At 57.4% G+C, this 23,620-nt stretch carries 22 protein-coding genes; 7 read left to right on the forward strand and 15 right to left on the reverse strand.

Annotated elements, in window-relative coordinates:
- Positions 1-92: 92 nt before the first annotated feature.
- Entirely contained in the window at positions 93-1,166 is a 1,074-nt protein-coding gene (locus LB569_RS09260; RefSeq protein ID WP_411970208.1) for a HoxN/HupN/NixA family nickel/cobalt transporter, read from the forward strand.
- 109 nt (positions 1,167-1,275) lie between these two features.
- On the opposite strand, the gene LB569_RS09265 is transcribed toward LB569_RS09260, so the two are convergent.
- Both LB569_RS09265 and LB569_RS09270 read right to left on the reverse strand, forming a co-directional pair.
- Positions 1,276-2,760: an alkaline phosphatase family protein gene (locus LB569_RS09265; protein WP_224691953.1), complete on the reverse strand. Its 1,485-nt coding sequence runs from the start codon at positions 2,758-2,760 to the stop codon at positions 1,276-1,278.
- Positions 2,750-3,568 (reverse strand): DeoR/GlpR family DNA-binding transcription regulator, encoded by an 819-nt coding sequence (locus tag LB569_RS09270; protein WP_224691954.1) that lies wholly within the window; start codon positions 3,566-3,568, stop codon positions 2,750-2,752. The genes LB569_RS09265 and LB569_RS09270 overlap by 11 nt, the downstream gene beginning before the upstream one ends.
- A gap of 289 nt (positions 3,569-3,857) precedes the next feature.
- Between LB569_RS09270 and LB569_RS09275 the strand changes: the two genes are divergently transcribed.
- From LB569_RS09275 to LB569_RS09285, 3 genes are read left to right on the forward strand one after another with little or no spacing between them, the layout of a single operon-like run.
- The gene (locus tag LB569_RS09275; protein WP_411970197.1) at positions 3,858-4,955 is read left to right on the forward strand and encodes an ABC transporter substrate-binding protein; all 1,098 of its coding nucleotides are present in this window, start codon (positions 3,858-3,860) and stop codon (positions 4,953-4,955) included.
- Position 4,956: 1 nt separating this feature from the next.
- Positions 4,957-5,880 carry an ABC transporter permease gene (locus tag LB569_RS09280; protein WP_224691955.1) on the forward strand — a complete coding sequence of 308 codons (924 nt, stop codon included), beginning with the start codon at positions 4,957-4,959 and terminating at the stop codon, positions 5,878-5,880.
- The gene (locus tag LB569_RS09285; protein ID WP_224691956.1) at positions 5,877-6,686 is read left to right on the forward strand and encodes an ABC transporter permease; all 810 of its coding nucleotides are present in this window, start codon (positions 5,877-5,879) and stop codon (positions 6,684-6,686) included. Before LB569_RS09280 ends, LB569_RS09285 begins: the two co-directional genes overlap by 4 nt.
- A gap of 98 nt (positions 6,687-6,784) precedes the next feature.
- Here the strand turns inward: LB569_RS09285 and LB569_RS09290 are convergent, their stop codons facing one another.
- Genes LB569_RS09290 through LB569_RS09300 form a run of 3 tightly spaced genes read right to left on the reverse strand, consistent with a single transcriptional unit; the run spans position 6,785 to position 9,644 of the window.
- Entirely contained in the window at positions 6,785-7,429 is a 645-nt protein-coding gene (locus LB569_RS09290; RefSeq protein WP_224691957.1) for an FMN-binding negative transcriptional regulator, read from the reverse strand.
- Positions 7,430-7,465: 36 nt separating this feature from the next.
- A complete protein-coding gene (locus tag LB569_RS09295) occupies positions 7,466-8,368 on the reverse strand; it encodes a dihydrodipicolinate synthase family protein (protein WP_224692286.1) in 903 nt (300 codons plus the stop codon).
- Positions 8,369-8,408: 40 nt separating this feature from the next.
- The gene (locus LB569_RS09300; protein WP_224691958.1) at positions 8,409-9,644 is read right to left on the reverse strand and encodes a trans-sulfuration enzyme family protein; all 1,236 of its coding nucleotides are present in this window, start codon (positions 9,642-9,644) and stop codon (positions 8,409-8,411) included.
- Between the two features lie 72 nt (positions 9,645-9,716).
- Between LB569_RS09300 and LB569_RS09305 the strand changes: the two genes are divergently transcribed.
- The 3 genes from LB569_RS09305 (at position 9,717) to LB569_RS09315 (ending at position 12,917) form a co-directional block, all read left to right on the forward strand.
- A complete protein-coding gene (locus LB569_RS09305; RefSeq protein WP_411970198.1) occupies positions 9,717-11,252 on the forward strand; it encodes a PLP-dependent aminotransferase family protein in 1,536 nt (511 codons plus the stop codon).
- A 216-nt stretch (positions 11,253-11,468) separates the two neighbouring features.
- Positions 11,469-11,960, forward strand: coding sequence for an MOSC domain-containing protein (locus LB569_RS09310; protein WP_224691959.1), 492 nt, complete (start codon positions 11,469-11,471; stop codon positions 11,958-11,960).
- A 6-nt stretch (positions 11,961-11,966) separates the two neighbouring features.
- Positions 11,967-12,917: a PDR/VanB family oxidoreductase gene (locus LB569_RS09315; protein WP_224691960.1), complete on the forward strand. Its 951-nt coding sequence runs from the start codon at positions 11,967-11,969 to the stop codon at positions 12,915-12,917.
- Between the two features lie 117 nt (positions 12,918-13,034).
- On the opposite strand, the gene LB569_RS09320 is transcribed toward LB569_RS09315, so the two are convergent.
- The 10 genes from LB569_RS09320 to LB569_RS09365 form a co-directional block, all read right to left on the reverse strand.
- Entirely contained in the window at positions 13,035-14,021 is a 987-nt protein-coding gene (locus LB569_RS09320) for a dipeptidase (RefSeq protein ID WP_224691961.1), read from the reverse strand.
- Between the two features lie 67 nt (positions 14,022-14,088).
- The gene (locus LB569_RS09325) at positions 14,089-15,399 is read right to left on the reverse strand and encodes an FAD-dependent oxidoreductase (protein ID WP_224691962.1); all 1,311 of its coding nucleotides are present in this window, start codon (positions 15,397-15,399) and stop codon (positions 14,089-14,091) included.
- 30 nt (positions 15,400-15,429) lie between these two features.
- A complete protein-coding gene (locus LB569_RS09330) occupies positions 15,430-16,056 on the reverse strand; it encodes a helix-turn-helix domain-containing protein (RefSeq protein ID WP_224691963.1) in 627 nt (208 codons plus the stop codon).
- 120 nt (positions 16,057-16,176) lie between these two features.
- Positions 16,177-17,040 carry an ATP-binding cassette domain-containing protein gene (locus LB569_RS09335; RefSeq protein ID WP_224691964.1) on the reverse strand — a complete coding sequence of 288 codons (864 nt, stop codon included), beginning with the start codon at positions 17,038-17,040 and terminating at the stop codon, positions 16,177-16,179.
- A complete protein-coding gene (locus tag LB569_RS09340) occupies positions 17,037-18,023 on the reverse strand; it encodes an ABC transporter ATP-binding protein (RefSeq protein WP_224691965.1) in 987 nt (328 codons plus the stop codon). The genes LB569_RS09335 and LB569_RS09340 overlap by 4 nt, the downstream gene beginning before the upstream one ends.
- 9 nt (positions 18,024-18,032) lie before the next feature.
- Positions 18,033-18,929 (reverse strand): ABC transporter permease, encoded by an 897-nt coding sequence (locus tag LB569_RS09345; protein ID WP_224691966.1) that lies wholly within the window; start codon positions 18,927-18,929, stop codon positions 18,033-18,035.
- On the reverse strand, positions 18,926-19,843 hold the full coding sequence (locus tag LB569_RS09350) for an ABC transporter permease (protein WP_224691967.1): 918 nt from the start codon (positions 19,841-19,843) through the stop codon (positions 18,926-18,928). Before LB569_RS09350 ends, LB569_RS09345 begins: the two co-directional genes overlap by 4 nt.
- Before the next feature lie 52 nt (positions 19,844-19,895).
- Positions 19,896-21,413: an ABC transporter substrate-binding protein gene (locus LB569_RS09355; protein WP_224691968.1), complete on the reverse strand. Its 1,518-nt coding sequence runs from the start codon at positions 21,411-21,413 to the stop codon at positions 19,896-19,898.
- A 67-nt stretch (positions 21,414-21,480) separates the two neighbouring features.
- Positions 21,481-22,497, reverse strand: a complete 1,017-nt coding sequence (locus LB569_RS09360; protein ID WP_224691969.1) for a dipeptidase — start codon at positions 22,495-22,497, stop codon at positions 21,481-21,483.
- 211 nt (positions 22,498-22,708) lie between these two features.
- Complete coding sequence (locus tag LB569_RS09365) at positions 22,709-23,569, reverse strand: urea carboxylase-associated family protein (RefSeq protein WP_224692288.1); 861 nt, start codon at positions 23,567-23,569, stop codon at positions 22,709-22,711.
- Positions 23,570-23,620: the final 51 nt, after the last annotated feature.

The raw sequence follows: 23,620 nt of genomic DNA on the forward strand, positions 1-23,620 counted from the left end.
TATTGGAACAGTCGTCGTGCAGACTTTGCCGGGCCATCGACGGATGGGGAGGAGTGAAAATGACGGAAGCAGCCGCGCTCACGGCCTCGGAGATGCACCAGGAACCGACTGCGCGGCGTCTCCCCAATCCATTTGACGACCGGCCGGTCCGCGTCAGAACCAAGACGGTGATGATCTACGTCTTGCTGGTTGGCGCCAATATAGGCGCGTGGGCGTGGGCTTGGGTGGCCTTCTGCGACCGTCCGGCACTGCTCGGCACCGCATTGCTCGCCTACATGCTTGGTCTCAGACACGCATTCGACGCCGACCATATCGCGGCCATCGACAATGTCGTGCGCAAGCTGATGCAGGAAGGCAAGGCGCCCTTCGCGACCGGCTTTTTCTTTTCGCTTGGTCACTCAAGCATCGTCATCCTGGCCTCGATTGCCATCGCCGCGTCGGCCACGCTGATGCAAGGCAGACTGGAGACGTTTCATAAATGGGGGGGGGTGATCGGGACCAGCGTCTCGGCCCTGTTCCTGCTGGTGGTCGGCATCGCCAATCTTTTCATCCTCAAGGGCATATGGGCGGCTTTCATCCGGGCGCGCCGCGGCGAAAAGATCGTCGATGAAGATCTCGACGCCCTGCTTGCCGGGCGTGGCTTGATCGCCCGCATTTTCCGGCCGCTGTTCGGCATCGTCACCCGGTCCTGGCACATGTATCCGATCGGCTTCCTCTTCGGTCTCGGCTTCGACACTGCTACCGAAATCGGCCTGCTTGGCATTTCGGCAACCCAGGCAACGCAGGGCATTTCATTTTGGTCGATTCTTGTCTTTCCAGCTCTCTTCACTGCCGGGATGTCCATCATGGACACAACCGATAGTGTGCTGATGACCGGCGCCTACCGCTGGGCGTTCGTCAATCCGATGCGAAAGCTCTGGTATAATCTTACCATCACCATTGCCTCAGCAGCGATCGCGATCTTCATTGGCGGCATTGAGGCGCTCGGGATCCTTGCAGACAAGCTTGGTTTGCAAGGCGGCCTTTGGGGCGTGGTTGAAGGAATCGATGGGAACCTTGCCACTTTCGGCTATGGAATTGTCGGCATCTTCGTGGTCAGTTGGGTGGTCTCTGTGATCGTGTACCGAGCGAAAGGCTACGGAAGATTGAGGCTCGAAAATACCTAGGCCCTACCATTGCGGTCCACGGCGACTGAGCGTGTCGGCAATCTTGTTGAGAGCCTTTTCCGTCTTGCAGATGGCATGTTTGCCGTCTCCTTCAGCGCGAGCTGGTTCTTTAGCAGCCCTCAATTCCGCCTTCGCTGACATGGAAGTGCCCCTGCCGCTTGATGCCTGCCAGGAGCGTGTTTTTGCAGCCACCGGCAGAGAGAATCTCCGCGCTTGCTAGTTCCTCACTCTCTGGCGCATCCCCGCACACCTCAGCCAGCACGCGGCCTGTCATCGTTTTCGGCGCGTCGATGCCCAGCAGTGACAGGATCGTGGGGGCAATGTCCGTGATGGAGCTCGGAATATCCGAGACCCGGCCCTGCGCCAATCCCGCACCGTAGCCCGCGAGAACGGCAGTGAACTCCCCACGATGCAGCCCCCCATGCGTGCCGCCGCCCACCCGCAGATCGTAGTCGCCGGGGTCATAAAACACCGGATCGAGATACCCAGCCTGATCGCCGGCAGGCATTTTCCCGAGGTGAATGAACAGGTGAGGGGCCCGCTCGCCGCCCGCACCTAGCAGTTCCAGCGCGAGACTGCCATCCACCATGCCATTGGTACTGCCTGGTTCGCGAGCGGGGCTGAACGCGCCGCCGAACCATATCTGTGCCATCATGAAGTCCCGTATGTCATGTAGTAGGGCCGGGTCGTCCTGTTTGAGCCACAGGCCCACGGCGCGGCCCGGTCGAACAAGCACCTGCGTTGCATCGTCGTTGAACGATGCCGCCGCCTTGAACCCGACCTGACAAAGAGCGTCGGCGACGTTGACTGTGCCGCCAATCGTCACATGGCCATGATCGGAAACGATAAACAACGTGATGTTGTCGCGCTCCGGCTGGGCGTCCCGCCAAGCCCGCAGCTCTCCAATCACATCATCGCAGCCCCGCATCTTTTCGAGTAGCTGGCTCGATTGGAGGCCGTGCAAGTGACTAACGCTATCGACTTCGGTGCACCAAAGAATGGTGGTGGCGGGCTTGTCGTAGGGCCATATTTCGCGCTCGAATACCCGGAATGCCGTCATTGGGCCATCGGCGGAGATGCCCCCGGCCGGGATTTTCAGGGAATGATGAGCGCGGGCGGCAAACGAATGCGGGTAGCCAATCTGCGGATGGCGGACATTGAACCCGGTTTGTCCGCGCTGCTGGCCCTTCCAGTTCAGCGCGGGCAGCGCGCCAGGGCCACTCGACGTGACGACCGCAAACGGCCGTCCCGCTTGGTGTAGAACTTCCGAGATCGAGGGCGCTTTCACCAGGTCGCCCGCCAGCCGTTCATCCGCCGCCCACCAATCATGCGTGGTTTCCGTGAACACTTGATCGGGGCTGGTCCCCCGGACATAGAACTGGTTCCCGGCAATGCCGTTCACCTGCGCAGTTGCGCCAGTGGCCAAAGCCGTGAGCGCCCCCCGCGTTTCGCTGGGGAACACCGTGCTATGACGGCGGTTCCAAGTTCCATCCTTGGCCAGCGCCACAAGATGGGGCATTGTGCTTTCAGTGACCAGATCGGGGCGCAGGCCGTCAATTCCCAGCACCACGACATGGCGCGCGTCATTGGCCATTCGTGTTTTCTTCCATGTTGTTCGTTTCGTTGTTTTGCGGATAAACAACGCGCACACCTGCATCCTTGAACGCATCCGCAAAGGCGGCGGGCGGTGGCTTATCGGTGACGATGGTTCCAATGTCCGCCAGGGACACCGAGACATACGCGCCTGACGCGCCGAATTTGCTATGGTCAGCAACGAAGATGCGGCGGCGGCTGCGCTCAAACAGCAGCCGCTTGAAGCGTTGCAGGTACTTGCTTGACTCAACCAAACCATGCACCGGGTCAACGCCGTAGGCTGCGATGACGGCCGTGTCGAAAATGCACTCGGAAATGGCTTCTAGCACCTGTTCGCCCATAAGCGCGCCATTGGCATAGTCGTATTCGCCCCCGGTGACCGTGACCCGGTGCTTGATGCCGCTTTGCAGCACTTCCGCGATGGCGGGCATGTTCGTCATGACCGATACAGCAGGGCCATCGTTCAACGCCTTGGCGACGGCCAGCGCTGTGCTGCCGTGGGTAATGAATATCCAACCGTCCCGCGCCACAGTTTGCGCTGCCAGCTTTCCAATCACGGCCTTTTCTGCACTCAGGCTGGCCAGCCGCGACGACAGCGGCGCAGCTCGCGAAACCGGAATTGCGCCTCCATGCACCCGCGTCAACAAGCCGTCTTTTTCGAGAATGATCAGATCGCGGCGGATGGTTTCCATCGTCACTGAAAAGCGCTCTGCCATTGCGGCAATTCCGATACCTTCGCCGGCGCGAAGCAAATCAGCAATGGCTTGCAGGCGGCCTGCTGCCGGTAGTTTCCTCACAAAATTCCTCATTTTCCATGATGCGGACGGCTGCGCTTCAAAGCCTATATGTGGCCTTTTTTGGAATAATTGCCTTTCAAATACCTGTCAACGGCTCTTTCATCCAGTTTCCGCGCGCGTGCATTTGAAAGTGTCCGCCATTCCTTCATCGTCCCTTGCTATTCCAATCCAAAACACGTTTTTTCTGGCGTGGATTTTTCTGGGGTTGCCAATTAATCACAGATAATGTCACATTTCTGTAAAGAGCAGCCGTTACCGGCAAGGCTGCATTTATTGCTGGTTGCCGCGAGAGGAAAACGGAATGATTAGGAAACGGATGAGTGCCTATCTGACTGCGGGTGTCGCTTGCCTTGCCGTGCCATTCGGCGCACATGCCGACAACATGGATGATCTTGTCGCGGCCGCAAAGGCCGAGGGGCAATTGACGGTTATTGCCCTCGGGCATGATTGGTGCGGCTATGGCGCGCTGGTTCAAAGCTTTAAAGACAAATACGGCCTCACCGTAAACGAACTCAGCCCAACAGGAGGCTCCGGTGAAGAACTGACAACGATCAAGGCAAATATAGGCAACAACGGCTCGCAAGCGCCGGATGTCATTGATGTGGGCCTTGTTTTCGGCCCCATCGCGCAGAAAGAGGATTTGCTGCAACCGTACAAGGTGCAGACGTGGGAAGAAATCCCGGCCACCGCCAAAGACCCGGAAGGGCACTGGTACGGCGACTATTACGGCGTGCTTTCTTTCGTCGTGAATAAGGACGTTATCTCAAAGTCTCCAGCTGATTGGGCTGACCTTCTCGACCCCGCCTATCGCAAGAGCGTTTCACTGCCTGCTGACCCGCGAACCGCCAACAATTCCATCCTAAGCGTCTATGCGGCGGGCCTGGCAACCGGCGCGCAGCCGGGCGCGGCAGCAGCCCGCGCTGGGCTGGAGTTCTACCGTCAATTAAAGGACTCCGGCAATCTCGTTTCCGGTTTCGGCTCTGCCGCATCCATCGCCAAGGGCGAAACGCCCATTACCACACGCTGGGATTCCAACGGCATCACCTATGCCGAAAATTTCAGGGGCAATCCGCCGCTGGACACCATTGTCCCAAAAAGCGTTACCGTGGCTGGCGTCTATGCCCAAGCCATCAGCAAGTATGCGCCGCATCCGCATGCCGCCAAGCTATGGATGGAGTACCTTTATTCTGACGAGGGACAACTCGGCTACCTCAAGGGCCTTTGCCATCCCATCCGCTTTGACGCCATGCGCAAGTCCGGCATAATCACCGACGACATGCTGACAAAGCTCCCGGCGACAGGTGACAACCTAGTATTCCCCGAGCTGTCCCATCTCGTGAAAGCGGGCGAAGTGATTGCCAAGGAATGGACTTCAACCGTGGGCGCTGGCAGCAAGTAAGTTGAAACCTCAGTCCACAGACGGCAAGCTTGGCGCGAGTGGCATTAGCGCCGGCCTTGCACGTACCTCATTCCTCAGATCGATTGACTGGCCAGCACTGCTGGCCACCTCCCCGTTCTTCATCTTTGCCATCGTCATGATGGTGATGCCTACCGCAGCGCTGCTGGGCACGGCCTTTGTCGATAAACAGGGAGGTTTCACACTGGCGAACTTCGCGGAGATCGCGACGCCGGAGGTTGCCAACGCCTTCATGACTTCGGCCAAAATCTCGGCCGCCACGGCCGTTCTTGGAACGGTGCTCGGGCTCATATTGGTCCTGACTGTTGGCCGGGGGATGACCAGCCAGAAGGTGAAGGCCGCCGTCATGAGCTTTTGCGGCGTGGCCTCGCATTTCTCGGGCATTCCCCTCGCTTTCGCCTTCATCGCCACTCTGGGGCGGCTTGGGCTCGTGACAGTGGTTTTGCGCAAGGCCTTCGGGATCGACATTTACGCGGCGGGTTTTGAGCTTGCCAGCTTTTCCGGCTTGACGCTTACCTACCTGTTCTTTCAAGTCCCGATAGCATTCATGATCATCATGCCCGCCGTTGACCGCCTCTCCTCACAGACGCGGGAAGCAGCCGAGATATTGGGTGCTACCACCACCCAATATTGGCGCTTGATCGGCCTGCCCATCCTCTGGCCAACCATTCTAGGGGCGCTGGCATTGTTGTTCGCCAATGCTTTCGGGGGCATCGCAACGGCTTACGCGCTGACCGGAGCGGCCGTGAACATCATCCCGATCTTGCTCTACGCGCAAATTCGCGGCGACGTGCTGCACAACGAGCAGCTTGGCGCGGTTCTGGCCGTGATCATGGTGCTGGTCATGACGGTGGCCATTTCTCTTTATCTGATGCTTCGCGTGCGTGCCGAAGGGTGGATGAAATGAGACTTGTCCTTCGCTATTCACCTTGGGTCATATTTGCTATTGCCGCATTGTTCTTTCTGATACCCCTTTTCAGCACGGTGGAATTTTCATTAAGCATCCGGCGCGGCGTCTATTCGCTTGAGGCTTACGAGTCTGTTTTCCTGGACCCGGAATTTGCGGCCAGCTTCGGCTATTCGCTGTTAATCGCAGTTTTAACGATTATCTTTGGCACGATCCTCGTTGTCCCGATGGCCTATTATGTCCGGTTACGCCTCAAATGGCTGCGGCCGGCGGTGGAAATCTTCGTGATGCTGCCTATGATCGTGCCGCCCATCGTACTTGTCTTTGGCTATTTGCGGCTGTTTTCGTCATCGTCGGTGCTGCCGCTGGTCAATAGTAGCGCTGGTGCGAGCATCCTGCTTGTTTGCGGCTGCATCGTATTGTCTCTGCCGTACCTGTACCGCTCCATTGATACCGGCTTGCAGACGATCGACGTTCAGACGCTGACGGAAGCCGCTCACATCCTCGGAGCGCGGCCTTTCGCGACCATCAGACTGGTGATCTTCCCGAACATCTTAGCCTCCGTCATGTCAGGCGCGTTCCTGACCTTTGCTGTCGTGATGACGGAATTCGTGATTGCTAGCCTTTTGACGCGCCCGGCTTTCGGCACCTACATTCAGAAGATCGGCGTGAGCAAAGCCTATGAGCCTGCGGCCCTGACCATCCTGTCTTTTTCCATCACTTGGGGCGCACTGGCTATGATGAACGTCATGACGCGGTTTTCGCGGCGGGCGGAGTACGGCACTTCCTCCATTCTTCTGGTATGAACGGCATCGTGTTGCAGGCATCGCCGCCGCTCCGTTCGCTTGGCCGCCTGGCATCTCGCACCTGCCGGGTGCCAGCCTTGGAGCTGAGGCTGGGAGCTTCAACCCTGTTCGGACTTGCGAGCAGCGGCTGCCAGCATCGCCTGACCGACGCCCAGGTTGCCATGGGCGACAAGAACTTCGCCGACGTTGCGAATATCGCGCGGCTCTTTGGTCTGGCTCAACTTGGCCTTGCCGATCAGGCGCGTAATCTCGATCTCCAGTCCCACGATGTCCTTGACCAGCGTGTCAATGAATTCTCTCGGCGCATCCCCCATCTTCCATGGGACGGGCTGGGATGACTCATGCCGATGGGTCAGTTTGGCCACGTTGCGACGAACAAAGCGCTCATCGTCATGAACGGTGAGGCGTCCGTGTGCATGTGCGACCAGGTAGTTCCAGGTCGGCACCTGCTTGTGGAACTCGTGCTTGCTCGGATACCACTGCGGAGAAATGTAGGCGTCGGCGGCCCGGAACACGACGAGCACCTCATCGCCGCTCGACACGCCCTGCCAGACCGGGTTGCTGCGCGCGACGTGACATCGAAGCGTGCCCAGTGCTCCTGCCAGGCTGTCGAGTTCGAAGGGGATGTGATTGGCGTCGAGCCCGCTTGAGCCATGGGTGATGAGCACCCCAAGGACGTTGTTCTGGATCAGATCGAAAAGAACCTCGCGGCTGGGCTCTTCATTGTGCCGAGGCACATACATGGGTTTGTTCCTTTCAAGGATTTGGAAGTTGGCTGCTCACCAACCGGTATCTGTTCGCAGACATGCCAGTGCGTCAGCGACTTGTTGCTTCGCCGCGATGGTAAGCGGCATGATTGGAAGCGGGGGTGCGGCCCGGCAGATGTCGAGGGCTTCAGCGAGTGCATAGACCACGCGAAGGCTCGAATACGCCTTGAAGAGTTCCCAAAACGGGACCAGCGTGGCATCGATGCGACGTGCTTGCACATGGTCGCCCTGTTGAGCGGCCCTGACGATTCCCATGCAAGGCTCGGGCAAGATGCCACCCAGCACACTGTACCAGGTATCGGCGCCGGCAATCATGGCCGGGGTGGCATTCCAGTCGCCGCTGTAGCCGATCGAGAATTCTTTCGGCACGATTTGTCTCTGATCGGCCAGATGGCCTTGGATCGCATCGCCCCGGTCGGTCGGGTTCTTGACGGCCACGATCCCAGGCACCCGCGCCAGACGTGCGACGAGCGCGGGCGTAAAGCGAAAATGCGTCGTCCCAGGATTGTCGTAGATGACGATCGGCAGTCCGCTTCTGCGCGCGACCGAGGAGAAATGCTCGAACACCTCGTCATCGGTGAGCGGAGCATAAGAGACGGCTGCGAGCAAGCCTGCGGCCGCGCCGAGGGCCTTTGCGTCTCTCGCGTGTTTTATCGCCTCCTCGGTGCGCAATGCGCCGACGCCCACGATGACGGGGATACCTCCGCCGGTCTCGTCCAGCGTCTCGGAAATGGCCCGGCGTCGTTGCTGTCGCGACAGATACATGTACGTGCCGGTGCTGCCAAGAAGTCCGATGGAATCCACCTTCGCCGTGCAAAGCCGTGCAATCAGCTGGCGCAGCGCCAAGGTATCGACCCGTCCGTCACTGTCGGCAGGCGTGATTGGGAAGGCGCAAAGGCCGCTCAAGAAGGCCATGTTCAAGCTGCCATCGTCTGATTGGTTGCGGCGCCCGACATCAGACCGCGTCCAGCCCCTGGCGCAGATCCGCAATCAGGTCGGCGGCGTCTTCGAGCCCCACCGATAGGCGCATCAGGTCTTCACCGACACCATCGGCCAGATGCGCATCCTGGCGGATCGCCTTGCGCGCGCCAGTCAGGCTCGCAGGATGATAGATGAGGCTCTCGGCGTCGCCCAGGCTGACAGCACGAGTGATCAGCTTGAGCCGGTTCATCATCTGGCGAGCGCCATCGAAGCCAGAGTGGAGGCCGAAGGCCAGCATGCCTGAACCCTGCGACATCTGTCTGCGCGCGATCTCCCGATCGGGATGAGAGTCGAGAAACGGATAGCTTACCCAGGCCACGGCCGGATGCACTTCGAGTGAATGTGCAACCGCAAGGGCGGAGGCGCTGTGACGATCCATACGCACGGTGAGCGTTTTCAGCCCGCGCAAGATCAGGAACGCTGACATCGGCGAGAGCGCTGCGCCGGTAATATAGCGCAGGCCGGTTTCGTGAAGGGTGTGAAGTGTTTTCGCGTCGCCAAGAATTGCCCCGCCCAGAGCATCTCCGTGGCCGTTGATGTACTTGGTCAGCGAGTGGATCACGATGTCGGCTCCGTGTTCCAAAGGACGCTGTAGCGCAGGCGAGGCAAACGTGCTGTCGACCGCGACCTTCACGCCGCGCGCATGGGCGTGCCGGGCAATGAGCGCGATGTCGAGGATGCGGCTCAGCGGGTTGACCGGCGTCTCGAAGAAGACGAGCCGCGTGCTGTCAGTGATGGCGCCATCGAGATTGCTGGGGACGGACAGATCGACCGCGACGACCTTGATGCCAAACCGCGGCACCGCCTGTTCGACCATGGCGAGCGTGTTGGCATAAAGCGTCTTGTGGACGATGAGTTCGTCGCCCTGCGACAGCAGCGACAGGATCATCGTGCCGAAAGCCGCCATCCCAGAGGAAACGACCAGCCCGGCTTCGGCTCCTTCGAGATTGGCGAGCCGCCTTTCGAGAATCTCGGTCGTCGGGTTGTATTCGCGTGCGTAAAGCCTTCCGCCAAGCGCTGCAGCGGCCTCGTTTGCTTCCACACTTTCGAACCCGTAGGTCGAAGTCAGAAAAACCGGCGGCTGAACGGCATTGGAAAAGCCCGCCGGATCATAGCCATGACGGATGGCCCGGGTGGCGAATGCGAGATTGGCATCGTGAAGGGACGAGGCCGGCGCGCCGGTTCCAAATTGGTCTGTGGTGCGGGGCATCTGTGTTTTGAAATCCTTTTGGTTCTTAAAAGATTGCCAGCAAACTGGCCTATATGTAACGTCCAGTTGGTGATGAAACAGATGGTCCAGTCTATTCGTGCCGTGTCTGCAGGTCATTCGCAGGGGCTTGGCGCACGCCAGATCTACGAAGCGCTGCGCGAGCAGATCCTGAGCGGTGTCTATGAAACCGGCAGTCAGCTGCCGTCGTCTCGCGGCCTCGCAAATGACCTCGGCGTTTCGCGAACGACGGTCACCGTCGCCTACGAGCAGCTGGTCGCAGAAGGCTTCATTGAGGTCAACCAAGGCGCGCGGCCTCGCGTTGCTGCTTGCCTGGTCGGTCGCCAGGCCAGCAGCGCGGCCCAAAAACGGACTGGCCCGGCCCATCTTTCCAGCTACGGCGAGCGACTGCGTGGCAGCCCGCCATGGCCCGATTATCTGCCCAACCGGTTGAAGGTCGATTTCCGGTATGGCGACCTTGCGCCATCTGATTTTCCGGCGCTGACCTGGAAGCGGGCAATGAACGCGGCGATGTCACAGCGACCAGGAAGGCTGGCCTATGACGATCCACGCGGGTCGCTTCGCTTGCGCAAGGCTCTTCAGGGATATCTGTGGCGCGCTCGAACGCTAAGCTGCGAGGTGGAGCAGATCCTCGTGGTAAGCGGCTCGCAGCAGGGCCTCGATATGTGCGCGCGTTTGCTGCTTGACCATTCAGACAGCTTCGTTATCGAAGACCCGTGCTACAGAATGGCGCGCCAGGTGTTTGCCAGTACAGGAGCGAGGCCTGTCTCTGTCGCCGTCGATAGCGACGGCATGAAGACTGAACTGCTTGAGGGGATCACGGCGCGGCTTGCCTATGTGACGCCGTCGCATCAATTCCCGCTCGGCGGCGTCCTGCCGATCTCGCGGCGGTATCAGCTGCTCGAATGGTCCCGGCGCAATGACGCCTATGTGATCGAAGACGACTACGATGGCGAGTACCGCTACGACATTCGTCCGGTTCCCCCTCTGCACAAGCTGGAAGACCGAAGTTCCGTCATCTATCTGGGCACGATCTCCAAGACGCTGTCGCCGATGCTTCGCATCGGCTACCTGGTGGTTCCGCCGGAATTGCAAAACGTCTTCGCGACGGCCAAGCAGCTTTTGGACAGGCATTGCCCGGTTGCGGAGCAGGAGGCGCTGGCCTCGCTCATCGAGAGCGGCGGCTACGAAAGCCATGTGCGTCGCGTTCGCCGTCTGAACGGCGAGCGACGAGGAGCCTTGCTCGCCGCCCTTCGACGCGCGTTCGCCGACCGCATCGTCATCGAGGGCGCCGACGCCGGGCTGCATGTCGTCGTCTGGTTCAAGGATCTGTCTAGCTCATTGGAAGACGTCTTGGTTGAAGAGGCGCGGCGGGCCGGCGTGGGCGTCCATCCGATATCGCCGCTCTATGCTCACGAAGCCGACGAACGCCGTTGCGACCGCATCGGATTGGTGATGGGTTATTGCGCCTTGACCATGCGGCAGATCGAGAACGGCGTCCGCCTCCTGGCCGGCGTTGTCCAACGGGTAAGCAAGGGCTTGCCCCGTCAGTTGAGCAACAAGCTCGGCACGGACAGCGACAGCGCCTGACCGGCGCTGCCGCCGAGCCAACAGGATATTCGTCGACTGGATTAGCAAGACTCGGCAAAACTGGCTCTGTCTGTCGGCCCAGCGTCCGGGCACAGCGTGATGCCGGCAACGCTGTCCCTGGAGCGTGGAAGCAAACATGGCAAACGCACATCTCGATGAGACCCTCGCATCCTGCTGGAAGCTGAGCGCTGCGATGGCGGTCTTGGAGGGCGCAGCATGACGTGGACTGGGACGCTGCTCCACATCCACGTCGCGTCGGCGGCCTCCTACGAGATGGAGGAGTTGACCCAGGCACAGCTTGTCCCAAGTCGCGGCATCGTGGGAGATCGATATTTTCTGGGAACGGGAACTTACTCCCCGAAACTCGACGTTCGCGAGGTGACGCTGATCGAGGTCGAAGTCCTGGAAGCGATCGCCGCAGGTGAGCCAAAGATCCCGGGCTTCAAAGCCAGGCTCGAGCCGGAAGACCATCGACGCAACTTGACCACCCGGGGCGTGCCGCTCGGCCACCTCGTCGGCAAGCGTTTCCGCGTTGGCGAGACCGTGCTGCGGGCCGCGCGGATGAACTTCCCCTGCAAGTACATCGAAGAGCTGCTTGGCATTCCCGGCCTCTACGAGGGTCTGCTAAACCGTTCCGGTCTGAATTGTGCAATCGAGATCGGCGGCGTGATCCGCCCGGGCGATCCGATCCTTCCAATGGATGAGTGAACCTGCATGGCCGCGCCTCGTATCATCATGAAGTTGACCGTAACCGGCATCCGCAAGGAGCCCGGCGACGTTCTCGTCATCGATTTGAAGCACCCTCGCAAACCGTTGCTGCCGCCGTTCGAACCTGGTTCTCATGTGGATGTCCATTTGGCTGACGGGAAGGTGCGCCAGTATTCGCTTTGCGGCGACCCGAGCGATTTGAGCCGCTACACGATTGCGGTGAAGTTCGAGCAGGAAGGGCGCGGCGGATCAAGCCGGATCCACAAGACGGTTTGCCAGGGATTCACACTGCCGGTCTCCGCTCCGCGCAATCATTTCCCCCTCGGCGAAAGCCGCGCGCCGGTCCTGCTTCTGGCCGGAGGTATCGGGATCACGCCGATCCTGGCAATGGCGCGGGTGCTGGAGCGGCGGGGCAGACCTTACGAACTGCACTACTTCACGCGCGCCAGTGCGCTTACGGCGCTCTTGTCGGAAATTCAGAGCGCCCTCGACCCAGCCAATGTGCGGCTGCATTTCGACGATGAGCCCGAAACACGGCTGGATCTTCAAGCCTTGCTGTCGACGCTTTCCTCAGACCCACAGCTCTACTTTTGCGGGCCACCTGGTTTCATGGCTGCCGTCGACCAGGCAAGCGCCCACTGGCCGGCAGGCACGGTGCATTTCGAGGCTTTTCAGCCGCTCGAGCACGACGATGCCCCACCTGAACCGTTCACGATCATATTGCGCGACGGCGCATTGGTCCCTGTCGCGGCCGACACGACCGCGCTCGCGGCACTGCGGCGGGCGGGCGTACTGCTCATGGCTTCATGCGAGAACGGCGTTTGCGGGGCCTGCGAATGCGGAATGCTGGAAGGTCAGCCGATCCACCGCGATGCTTTCCTGTCAAGGCAGGCTCGCGACAGCCGGTTTATCCCATGCGTGTCTCGCGCCAGAGGTGTGCTTAAGCTCGATCGTTGAAGGTTGCGGTCGCGCCAAGCGAAAACCGGGTGGGGTCGATCCTCCAGCGCCAAATTCGAGAGGCCAACTGTTCAAGGTCGAACTTTCTGCAAGGCAGCTCGTGCTGCTTTCTCCGTCTCACCAGACTTGTGACGCCACCCGGAGCATGTTGCCGCCCATGATGGCGCTGAATTCCAACGAGGAGTAGCCACGCTCGGCTAGGCCTTCAGCAAATTCTCTCAGTTGTTCTGGCAAAACGAAGGTCATAGCCGCCATGTCACTATCACTGTAATTGGGCCAAGCTGCGGGGTATTTGGCTGCAAGCCGCGGCATCTCGGTCGGGTCCACGACGGTATCGAGCCCAATGCCGACATGATCGGCGCCGACAAGACCAACAATGTAATCGACGTGGTCGATCATTGCCGAAATAGCAGAAGAGGCGCCATTCCTGAAGGTGCTCACCCCGTTGATGCACACCACACCTCCCGTCATCGCACATGCCACAATTTGATCGTCCCGGATATTGCGAGGGTGTGCGTAAATTCCCAAAGCGTTCGAATGCGAAAAAATAACCGGTTTGGTGGACAACGCCATGATGTCCATCGACGTCTTGTATCCGGTGTGGGTGCAGTCGACCATAATCCCGACGCGGTTCATCTCAGCGATCGTGCGTCTGCCGAGATCCGTAAGCGCGATATCTTCATCGTGACATCCACCACCGAAAGCGTTGTTCGTATTATAGGCGAGGTTCATTTGACGGACACCAAGCTGATGGTAAACGCCGATCATATCAACGCCTTCGTTAAGCGCATTGGCGCCTTCTAGGTCGAATGTGACAGCGAGCTTCCCTTCGTTTTTTGCCAGTCGAAGGTCTTCGAAGCGCTCGACAAGATAGAAGTCACTTGAATGCTCGGAAAGCCACCGGCGATAATGCGCGACACAGGCTAGGGTCTCGTCCCATCGCATCACGTCGTAGCCCACGTTGATTGAAACGTGGCCGACGCCTGCATCCTTCCAACGTTTGAGGAAATGCAAATCCAAATCGACAAACGGGGAAAATCCGGCATGGGCGTCCCAGATGTACGAATTTTGGTACGCACTCTCGACGGTAAACGAGGAACTCATGGCATCTCCAATCGAGTTCGTCTGGCCTGGTGTCGTCTAGGGGCCTTGGGTCAAGGCAAATGAATAATTAGATGGGCTCGATCCAAGGTGCAGTGGATGAAACGCCTGCGAGTTGTGTGGTCTCGCCGGCGATTTTTTGCGCAAGCAACTCGCCGCATCCCAACGCCATGGTCCAGCCAAGCTGGCCGTGTCCGGCAGTGAGCCAAAGATTCTCACATGATCGTGCTTTTCCCAGGAACGGCGGGCCGGAGGGGGTCGTCGGTCGAAGCCCAGACCAAAACACTGCACTGTCAAGATCGACAGCTTTTCCGAACGCTCGTCTCACATAATTGCTCAATCGGTCAGCTTGCTGAACAGATACAGCGCGATCGTAGCCGGCGAACTCGGCAACCGCCGTGACCCTTAACTTGTCACCATAACTTGCAACAGCTAACAGTTCGGTTTCATCGACATATGGGAGCTTCGGCACCAGTGCCCGATCGAGGATTCGCCAAGTCCCAGAGTACCCCTTGACAGGATAAATATTTGGCACGAATCCGAGCGCCCGGGTAATGCGACCAGTCTCGACGCCGGTGGCCAGGATAACTGATGAACATGGTAGATCGCCTCGATTGGTCTTAAGCGCAACCACGTTGTTCGCGGCAATTTTCAACCCGTCAATCCTGGTGTTGAAATGAATGCGCACGTTCTCCTGCCGCTGGAGATATGAAGTCGTTCGCTCACAAAACAGCTTGCAATCACCAACCGCGTCGGTTGGACTGAAAACCCCTCCGGCGAGCAAATGGGACATTGCCTTGAGCCCTGGCTCACGATTGACCAATTCATCGCATTCCAAAATTTCTACGACGTCGCCGCCATGATTCGAAATCGAGGTGGTGTACCGTGTGAATTGTCCCTTGTCCTGGAAAAGGTATAATCCACCGTCGCGCCGAATGTCACGCGGAAGCGCCATCTCGTTTTCCGCAGCACGGATGAGTTCACAGCTATAACGGCTGAGTCGCTGCAGCGCAGCGGTGTTCGTCGAATGAGCCTCTTGCGTACAATTCCGAAGAAATTCTGCTCCCCAGCGCCAGAGTGCAGGGTCGAGATACTTGCCGACAACAATTGAGCGGTCCAAGCCCAGAAATGCCTTCACGATGGAATTAATGGCACCAGGTCCAGCCCATGCCTTAGCGTGCCCGACAGCCAAGATCCCCGCGTTTGCGTGGCTGCACATTTGCGCTGGGCCAGATAGAGCGTCGATAAGTGACACTTCGAACCCACGCGTCGCAAATGCATAAGCAGTCATTACGCCGGCAACTCCGGCGCCGACGACGGCAACGCTACGTCCCTGGCCTGCGGAGCCGCGCAATGAATTGCTCTTATTTTCTAAAGGCACTTCTCGCTCGCGTTGAATAGTTCGATTGGCTCAAATCGGCTGCTGCTCAGGCCGCGACAGGACACCATGGACGCGCGTCGCGACCCAAAGTATCGTCGCGTCTTCCTCACCGACCGAGATCAATGCATGCCCCATGTTTGAATCGAAATACCCGCTATCGCCGGGCGACAAGAGGATCGGTTCGTAATGCTCGGTGTGGAGCGCGACCTGGCCAGACAGAACGAAGAAAAACTCTTCGCCCATGTGCCCCTGTAACTCAGGAAATTCCTGGATCGAGCGGGCACGGATCTTCGTAAGGAGCGGTGTGAACTCCTTCTTGGAAAGTCCAGCTCCAAGCATCTCGTACTCATAATGCGGCGTCTTTAGAGCAATGCCAGTCCCCTTTCGAGTAATGGCGATTCGTCCGGCTGAAGATGGCCGCGTAGGGCTGCCACCGAAAAGCTCGGTGACGTCTACGTTCAAGCCGACAGCAAGCCTCATGATTGTCTCATACGTCGGGGAAACCTGGCCGTTCTCAATCTTGGAAACCGCAGATATCGATAATCCGGACTTCTGCGCCAGATCGTTAAGAGTCATCTTTTGCCGTTTCCGCAATCGTTGGACTGTTACGCCTATCGGCGGGTAATTTTCATCGTTCACAGCATCCACGTTCGTCATCTTTCGCATTACCTATCGCTTTTTCTTCTCATTCTTGGGCGCGTCAATGCAGGGTTATGAAACGCATTTAGCAGAGCCACCGTCATTGCTGTAGGCCCGGAGCTTAACCCCGCTACTGGATCACATGCACAAATAGGAGGGGTGTTCACGCATTGCTTCGCGCGCCGCTGTATCTGTTCTTAGGTCAGGTATCCCGGCACCAGGAGCAACGGACAGCGTCGACTTCAGTAAAAGTTGGGTATAGGGATGACGAGGACGCGCGAATAAATCCTCCGAGAGATTCAACTCGACTATTTTACCGAGGTACATCACTGCGACGTTTGTACTCATATGCTGGATAACGCTCATGTTGTGGCTGATTATAACCATGGTCAGGTCAAAATCTTCTCTTAGTTTCAATAAAAGGTTTAGCACCTGCGATTGAACGGAGACATCCAGGGCGGATGTCGGTTCATCGCATATCAATAGCTTTGGATTCGAGATCAACGCGCGTGCAATCGCTGCTCGCTGGCGCTGCCCCCCTGACATCTGGTTTGGGTAAGCGTCAAGAAATCGAGAAGGCAATCCCACAACCTCCAGGATTTCTCTAGCGCGCTCCTTTCGCTCCCTCGATGAACCTTCCCCTCTAAGATAGAGGGGATATGAGACTGTATAACCTACGGTGTGACGCGGATTGAGGGATGAGTATGGATCTTGGAAGATAAAGCTAACCTGCTTTGATACTTGCTTCCGGGTCATTTCGCCGCGCCGCAGGCCGCTTAAAGAGACGTCGCCTATGTCCGGTTTTAGAAGTCCGAGCATGATTTTCGCAAGCGTGCTCTTTCCCGAGCCAGACTCGCCGACCAGGCCGAGAACGTCGCCTTTCTTCACGACGAGCGACACCTGGTCGACAGCGCGTACGCTTTGGCGGGTAGCAAACAGCCCTCTTCTTCCGGGAAACTCGTAGGATACATTGCGAAGTTCAAGAACGGGATCGCCACTCATTTTATCACCATCAATGGCGCGGAGATCTCATCGACCGCAATGCAACGAGACTGGTGCTGTTCGGAAACGCTCCTCAGGTGGATCCGTTGCCGGCACTCTTTGAAGGCGAAGGAACAGCGATCGTAAAAGTGACAACCTTCCATGGGCGTGAGCAAAGAAGGAACATTGCCGGGAATTGAGGGCAACGGCTGCAGCCTGGGATGTGAGGCGTCTGGGACCGAACCAAGCAATGCCTTCGTGTAAGGGTGAGCAGGGTTGTTGAAGAGCTCCTGCGCTGTGGCTGACTCGACAACCTGGCCAGCATACATGACCAGCACACGGTCGGCGATACGCGAGACAAGCCCGAGATCGTGGGTGATCATGATAATGCCCATTCCGAACCGTTTCTGCAGATCTTTAAGGAGCCGCAACAACTCGGCTTGAATGGTGACGTCCAGGGCCGTGGTAGGTTCATCAGCAATCACCAAATCCGGCTCACACATCAAAGCCATTGCAATCACGATGCGCTGACGCAATCCTCCGGAGAGTTCGTGCGGATATTGCCGCAGTCGCTGAGCCGCGTTGGAGATTCCTACTTCTTGCAACAAATGGACGGCTCGAGCTTCCGCTTCCTTAGGCGTCGCTCGGCGATGAGCGCGGTAGACATCCGAAAGCTGCCGTCCGACTGTATGAAGTGGATTGAGCGACGTCATAGGCTCTTGGAAGATCATCGATATGCGATTGCCTCGCAAGGCGCGCAGGTTTCCCGGAGTAATCTTTTGGAGGTCGATGCCATCGAAGGACAACTCGTCGGCGGATGATTTGGCCGCTTTCGGCAGCAAGCCCATAAGAGACAAGGCGGTTATAGACTTGCCACACCCTGACTCGCCGACGATACAAAGAGTCTCGCCTTTGGAAATGTCAAAACTAACCTCTTCGACCGCCCTGTGTTTGCCTGCGGACGTCACGATATCGACGCTAAGATTATTGACATTCATCAGCATTTCGAGACCTCAGTTCCTACCGTCTGGCGACAGAATATCACGGAGGCCATCACCCAAAAGGTTTGTTCCCAGAACCAGGCCGAAGAGAAAAATCCCAGGTATCGTGATGAGCCACGGCTCGAAGAGGATCGATGACTTACCTTCAGAGATCATCAAACCCCATGAAGGCAAGGGGGCAGGCACCCCAAGGCCAAGGAAGGAGAGCGCTGCTTCCAGAACGATGGCCTGTGCAATCTCAAGAGTTGCCACTACGATCAGGTTGTTGACAAGGTTCGGCAAAATTTCATGGACGATAATTTGAGCAACCGACGCACCTTGAAGTTCCGCAGCCGTTACGAAGTCGGAATTTCGGATTTGCATGGCGGTAGCCCGCCCGACCAAGGCGAAACGGTCCCAGAGCAAAAGCCCAAGAGTCAACGTGACGATGGTCAAGGATGCACCCGCCAGTGCGACAACGGCAAGCGCCACCAGTATGACCGGCATCGCCAGTCGTGCAGTGATGATAAACATGATGACACTATCGATCTTACCGCCAAAGTAGCCGGCAGTGACACCAAGGGAGGTGCCGATCATGCCTGAGATGATCGCGGTGCCGATGCCAATCATCAGCGATATCTGCGCGCCGTAAAGGATTCTTGAAAGGTAATCGCGCCCCAGTTGATCAGTCCCGAGCGGGTGTGACCACCCACCACCAGTCATCCAAAGAGGCGGAGTAAATCGACCCGCTAGGGACTGGGCGTAAGGGCTGTAGGGTGCGAGTATAGGCGCGAGTACCGCCATTGCAACGACAATAAGAACGAGAACGCCTCCTAGTGTAAAACTACCATGAGACAAATAGCGTCTTAAGCTAGTTCCTTTCGGCGCCAGTGAATGTGCCCGACCTGTTCCAATCTCTACATCTGTCATCTGTTTCTCATCCTTGGGTCCAGCATGGCGTTGAGGAAGTCTGCCAACAAAGTCAGAAGGACGTAGAACAAAGACAAGAAAAGAATAAGCGCTTGAATTGTAGGCAAGTCTGAGCGGGCAATACTTTGCCAGGCAAGCGCCCCAGCACCGTTGATTGCGAAGACGTTCTCAACCACAACCGAACCGGCAAGCATGAAGCCAAACTGCGCAGACGCCAGGCTGACAACAGGAAGTGCAGCATTACGAAGGGCGTAGTCGAATAGGATTCTTGTTTCGGACAGACCCATTGCACGGGCAGTGCGGATGTAATCTGCCTGAAGGGCTTCGATCATCCCTGACCGCGTCAAGCGCATGATTGCAGGCATTGAGAAGTACCCCAGCACGATCGTCGGCAGTATATAGCCTTGCCAAGTCGAAACGCCTGATGCCGGCAGGACTGGCCATTGGATCGCAAACGCTATGATAAGAAGCAATGCGAACCAGAAGCTTGGCATTGCCTGCCCAACAACAGCGATCAGTGTGGCGACGCGATCGATAATGCTGTTTGGCCACCGACCTGCCACTACACCGAGCGGAACCGCAGTAATCAGGGCAAACATCAGTCCCAGGAAGCCTATCCGGGCGGTCATGGCGAACCGATCAAACAACAATATCGAAACCGGCTGTCCGAAGTACAGGCTTGTGCCGAGATCACCCCGCAGAACCTTCGTCAGCCAATCTATGTATTGAACAATAATTGGTCGATCAAACCCGTACAGGTGGCGAATCCGTTCTGCGTCCGCCGCGGTGGAGGCAGATCCAGCAATCGCAGCAGCAGGATCGCCCGCAGCAAAGATCAGCGAGTATGCCACAAACGAAACGAAAAGCGTGAGGAGGCACGCCATGACCAGCCTGCGGATGAGGTAGTTGAGCATAGAGGTCCTCTCACGAGTGAAACCGTCCAGCCCTAGGGCTGGACGGCGTCAATCACTTCCACTTAGCGGCGTAGAATGGGATAAATTCATCCGGAGTGATGCTGAGCTCCAAGTCGCGGGTCATAGCAGTATTCATGCTCCAGCCCCACATCGGCACCCAATAGGCCTTGTCTGCGATCACCTTAAGAGCCTTTGAATAGAGCTCCTTTCGGCGGGCGGGATCGAGGATCTTCGCGGCCTCCGTGACGGGGCCATAGACATCAGGATCATTGACGACATCGTCGCCCGTGTTCGCAAACAGCGCACCAGTGCTCAGTGCTACATCGCCAATGCCGTACGAACCCCAGTCCGCAAACTGAAGGTCCTGTTTGTGGCCGCGCCACTGCTCGACCGCTGCCGAATATTGCAAGGTGCTCAGGGTCAAATTGATCCCAACAGACGCCAGATTGTCCTTGATCGCCTGTCCCACTGCAACGCCGTCGGGGGAAACGATCATGCTCAGGTTCACGCCCTTTTCGAAGCCAGCGTCCTTGAGCAGCTGCTTGGCCTTCTCCGGATCATAGCCGTAGTCCTTCACATCTGTCTCGCAGCCAAACTGAACGGGATTGCAAGCCGACTTGATAAGAGGTGCTCCCTCACCCTTGAAAGCATCGCGAATGTCTTTACGATTTATCGCATAATTTATTGCTTGCCGGACGCGGATGTCGGCTACCGGTGTGTTGGGAACGTGAATGTCCATCGCAATGTAGTCAAACCGCGTAACGGGCTTGCTTTCAATCTTGATATTTGGCTGTGAAGCGAGACGAGGGGCGTCGTCCTTCAACACTTTCCAGATCCAGTCCACGGTCCCGTTCATAAGCTCAGCATATTGCGTGTTTACCTCGGGAAGAACCTTAAAGGTTAGTTTGCCAATACTCGCAGCCCCTCTTTGCCCGCCCTTGTAATATTCATTAAAACGTTCGAGCTTGACCTCGACGCCTGGATCAAGACTAATCACCTTGTATGGTCCGGTTCCGATCGGCTTCACAGCCATACCCGCGGCGCCGACCTTCTCGTAATAGGCTTTAGGGTAGATTGGAAGGTTTCCGGCCAACATCTCCAGTGCCAAGGGATATGGCGCCTTCATCGTGAGCCGGACAGTGTCGTCATCCACTTTTTCGGCCTTGTCGATCCAATTGACTGCAATTGCATATTTTGCAGGGTAATCGGGGCGGGAGACCATGTTTAGTGTAAAGACCACGTCGTCTGCGGTGAGGGGATCGCCATTGTGGAATTTTACGCCCTTGCGAATCTTGAATTCGATCTGGGTGTCAGAAAGAATTTTGTAGGACTCGGCCAACTCCGGCACAAACTTGCCCGTTTTGAAGTCTTTTGAAACGAGGCCGTCATAGACCATTCGGCCGATCGAGAGAGCTTCGCGCGCGGTCGAACTATAATAGTCAAGCGTGTCAATCTCGTTGGTGAACGCGACATTCAGCGTGTCGTCCGCTTTGCCGGCAAATGCCGGCTGAGCAAGCGCAGTGAACGAAAGTAGAGCGACAGCAGCGCCGATGCGAAGGCATTTTTTCATTTTATTTCCCCTGTTCTTGATGGATTTATGAGCTTGTTTGTTAGTGCCGGAAGGGTTTGTAGATGCCCTATTCTCCCCAAACATTTCTGTAGATACGAAGCAGATTTTCTCCGTAAACCTTACGGATATCGTTCGGCTGGAAGCCCCGACGGAGCATGGCCCTAGTAAGTTCGAGCATTGTCCTGGGCGTTTCGATTCCAGCCGGATAATGGTGTGGGGGTGCTGGGTAGGCAGCAGGGCTCCACATGCCGCACGCCACCAAGCTTTCATACATCTCCTGTGCGTCAGCTTCAGTCGCATAAGGAGATTGGCCATCGTAATAATCGATGCCCAACGTAACATGTTCGACACCCACCAAATCAGCGATGTGTACGATATGGTCTATGAATTGATCGATTGTTGGACGTTTGTCAGCTGACACAAATGCCGGGAAGCCGACGACACCGATAGTGCCCCCGTTGGCCGCGATCGCCTTGATCAGCTCGTCGGGCACATTCCGCGGAGAGGGATGTACAGCTTTGGCGTTAGCATGAGAGATGATTACAGGAGCTGTCGAATACTCTATCGCATCCATCGTCGTTTGAACGCCGGTATGCGAGCAATCTACGATCATCCCGACCGTATTCATGCGCTCGACAATCTGCAAGCCAAACCGGCTCAAGCCGGCATCGGTGCGCTCCTCACACCCATCGCCCAACCTGTTTTTCAAATTATAAGCAAGCTGCATTATGTTGATGCCCAGCGCTTTATAGGCATCCACAAGATCAACACTGTCTTCAACAGGGCCGGGCCCTTGGAAATGAAAGATGATCCCAGTTTTGCCCTGCTGCTTCGCACGTCGAATGTCAGACGCGGTTCTCACAAGGATGAGGTCATCCCGTTCTCTGAGCAGCCTATGCCAATGGCCGATCTTTCTTAGTGTAACGGCGGCTCCTTCTAAGGTGGCCAGCGTCGGCGCAACGATATCGACTCCCCCGGCTACATATTCGGCAACGCGGCTTGGATCGTCCAGCAAAGGACAGACCGCGTCGATAAGGATCGCCTCTCTGTGCAGATCTTCGGCAACGACAAACGCTTCAGTCACAGGACCACTTCCTCCCTTTCAGGGCGAGCAGCAAGTTCACTCCAGCCCTAAAATTATCTTATAAGAAAATTTTAGTCGTGCAATCAAATTCTAGCGCAAAAGAAGGATTTGACGGTGACGGGTCGCTATATGACGACCCCGTTCAGCACCCAATTTACTTTGCGCGTTTCGTTGGTGTTGCCCGAAGGTAGGATCGGCAAAGTGTTCTACCTCATACCCCATGCGTACGATCAAACCCATTGGTCGGCGGCGCCTTCCACCCATGCGGCGGCTTCGCCGCTTTGTACACCTCCACGACCAAAGGATGGCAGGTTGCAGCGTCGGAGGAGTGCTCCGACGAGCAATCACCACCTGGGCAGGCCGACATGCATCCGAGAAGATCGATCTCGGCGAAGAACTCAAGGTAATCGCCGGGACGAACAGGGCTCGCTTTCATGAAGTATTGGCCGGTGTCGCGGGTGAATCCCGTGCACATGAAAACATTGAGGACATCATGAACGTGCTGCTCTGCTTCGTGCAGGGAGAGCCCCGTTTTCTTGGCCAAAGCCCGCGTCAGGTTAGAATGGCAGCAGTAATGGTACTGTGCGCCATGACTTAAGAGGTTGTGCGTGTAGGGATCGCAGCGTGTGCCGATCACGTCATGGACCGAGCCGCCGAACTCGTCGAACCCGTACCAATCGAGCGTATCGTGGGTGATGGTGGCGATAGGGCGCAGGTATGGGAAATTTGAGAACAGTTGATCGCCCGACCCGACGTGAGTGCCGTTTAGGGCCCGGGTCTTGCCGCTGTAGAACCGCTCGCTAAGATTGTGAAGGTGGAAGAGGTTCAAGTCGCCGACTTGCGAGCCCTCGGAGCAGACCAGGCGGCAGAAGTGGCCGGCCGGAACTTCCCAGGTCGCGGCATCTCGTGGCGGAATAACCAGCGTCTCGACCAGTTCCAGGCTATCTCGAAGTGCTCTATAGGTCTCGAGATCAGGACGAGGCAAGGTATCGGTCGGATAACAGATAACCGGTTTGACCGCTTTCCGTGCGGCAGCGTCCGGCGGCTCTAGGGTAAACGGGCTTCGCTTCATTGAGTTCTCCGTCTCGTCGTGCCCGCCATGGGCGGCGATTGCCATTGTTTG

The sequence above is a fragment of the Mesorhizobium sp. BH1-1-4 genome (assembly GCF_020165665.1).
Taxonomy (GTDB): Bacteria; Pseudomonadota; Alphaproteobacteria; order Rhizobiales; family Rhizobiaceae; genus Mesorhizobium.

Bases quoted from the DNA above. Each gene is read 5' to 3' on its own strand.
- LB569_RS09330 (WP_224691963.1), bottom strand. From the start codon at position 16,056: ATGACGAACGTGGATGCTGTGAACGATGAAAATTACCCGCCGATAGGC.
- LB569_RS09350 (WP_224691967.1), bottom strand. From the start codon at position 19,843: ATGCTCAACTACCTCATCCGCAGGCTGGTCATGGCGTGCCTCCTCACG.
- LB569_RS09285 (WP_224691956.1), top strand. From the start codon at position 5,877: ATGAGACTTGTCCTTCGCTATTCACCTTGGGTCATATTTGCTATTGCC.
- LB569_RS09305 (WP_411970198.1), top strand. From the start codon at position 9,717: ATGAAACAGATGGTCCAGTCTATTCGTGCCGTGTCTGCAGGTCATTCG.
- LB569_RS09300 (WP_224691958.1), bottom strand. From the start codon at position 9,644: ATGCCCCGCACCACAGACCAATTTGGAACCGGCGCGCCGGCCTCGTCC.
- LB569_RS09295 (WP_224692286.1), bottom strand. From the start codon at position 8,368: ATGGCCTTCTTGAGCGGCCTTTGCGCCTTCCCAATCACGCCTGCCGAC.
- LB569_RS09270 (WP_224691954.1), bottom strand. From the start codon at position 3,568: ATGAGGAATTTTGTGAGGAAACTACCGGCAGCAGGCCGCCTGCAAGCC.
- LB569_RS09260 (WP_411970208.1), top strand. From the start codon at position 93: ATGCACCAGGAACCGACTGCGCGGCGTCTCCCCAATCCATTTGACGAC.
- LB569_RS09345 (WP_224691966.1), bottom strand. From the start codon at position 18,929: ATGACAGATGTAGAGATTGGAACAGGTCGGGCACATTCACTGGCGCCG.
- LB569_RS09290 (WP_224691957.1), bottom strand. From the start codon at position 7,429: ATGTATGTGCCTCGGCACAATGAAGAGCCCAGCCGCGAGGTTCTTTTC.
- LB569_RS09275 (WP_411970197.1), top strand. From the start codon at position 3,858: ATGATTAGGAAACGGATGAGTGCCTATCTGACTGCGGGTGTCGCTTGC.
- LB569_RS09320 (WP_224691961.1), bottom strand. From the start codon at position 14,021: ATGAGTTCCTCGTTTACCGTCGAGAGTGCGTACCAAAATTCGTACATC.
- LB569_RS09265 (WP_224691953.1), bottom strand. From the start codon at position 2,760: ATGGCCAATGACGCGCGCCATGTCGTGGTGCTGGGAATTGACGGCCTG.
- LB569_RS09315 (WP_224691960.1), top strand. From the start codon at position 11,967: ATGGCCGCGCCTCGTATCATCATGAAGTTGACCGTAACCGGCATCCGC.
- LB569_RS09335 (WP_224691964.1), bottom strand. From the start codon at position 17,040: ATGAGTGGCGATCCCGTTCTTGAACTTCGCAATGTATCCTACGAGTTT.
- LB569_RS09310 (WP_224691959.1), top strand. From the start codon at position 11,469: ATGACGTGGACTGGGACGCTGCTCCACATCCACGTCGCGTCGGCGGCC.
- LB569_RS09355 (WP_224691968.1), bottom strand. From the start codon at position 21,413: ATGAAAAAATGCCTTCGCATCGGCGCTGCTGTCGCTCTACTTTCGTTC.
- LB569_RS09340 (WP_224691965.1), bottom strand. From the start codon at position 18,023: ATGCTGATGAATGTCAATAATCTTAGCGTCGATATCGTGACGTCCGCA.
- LB569_RS09365 (WP_224692288.1), bottom strand. From the start codon at position 23,569: ATGAAGCGAAGCCCGTTTACCCTAGAGCCGCCGGACGCTGCCGCACGG.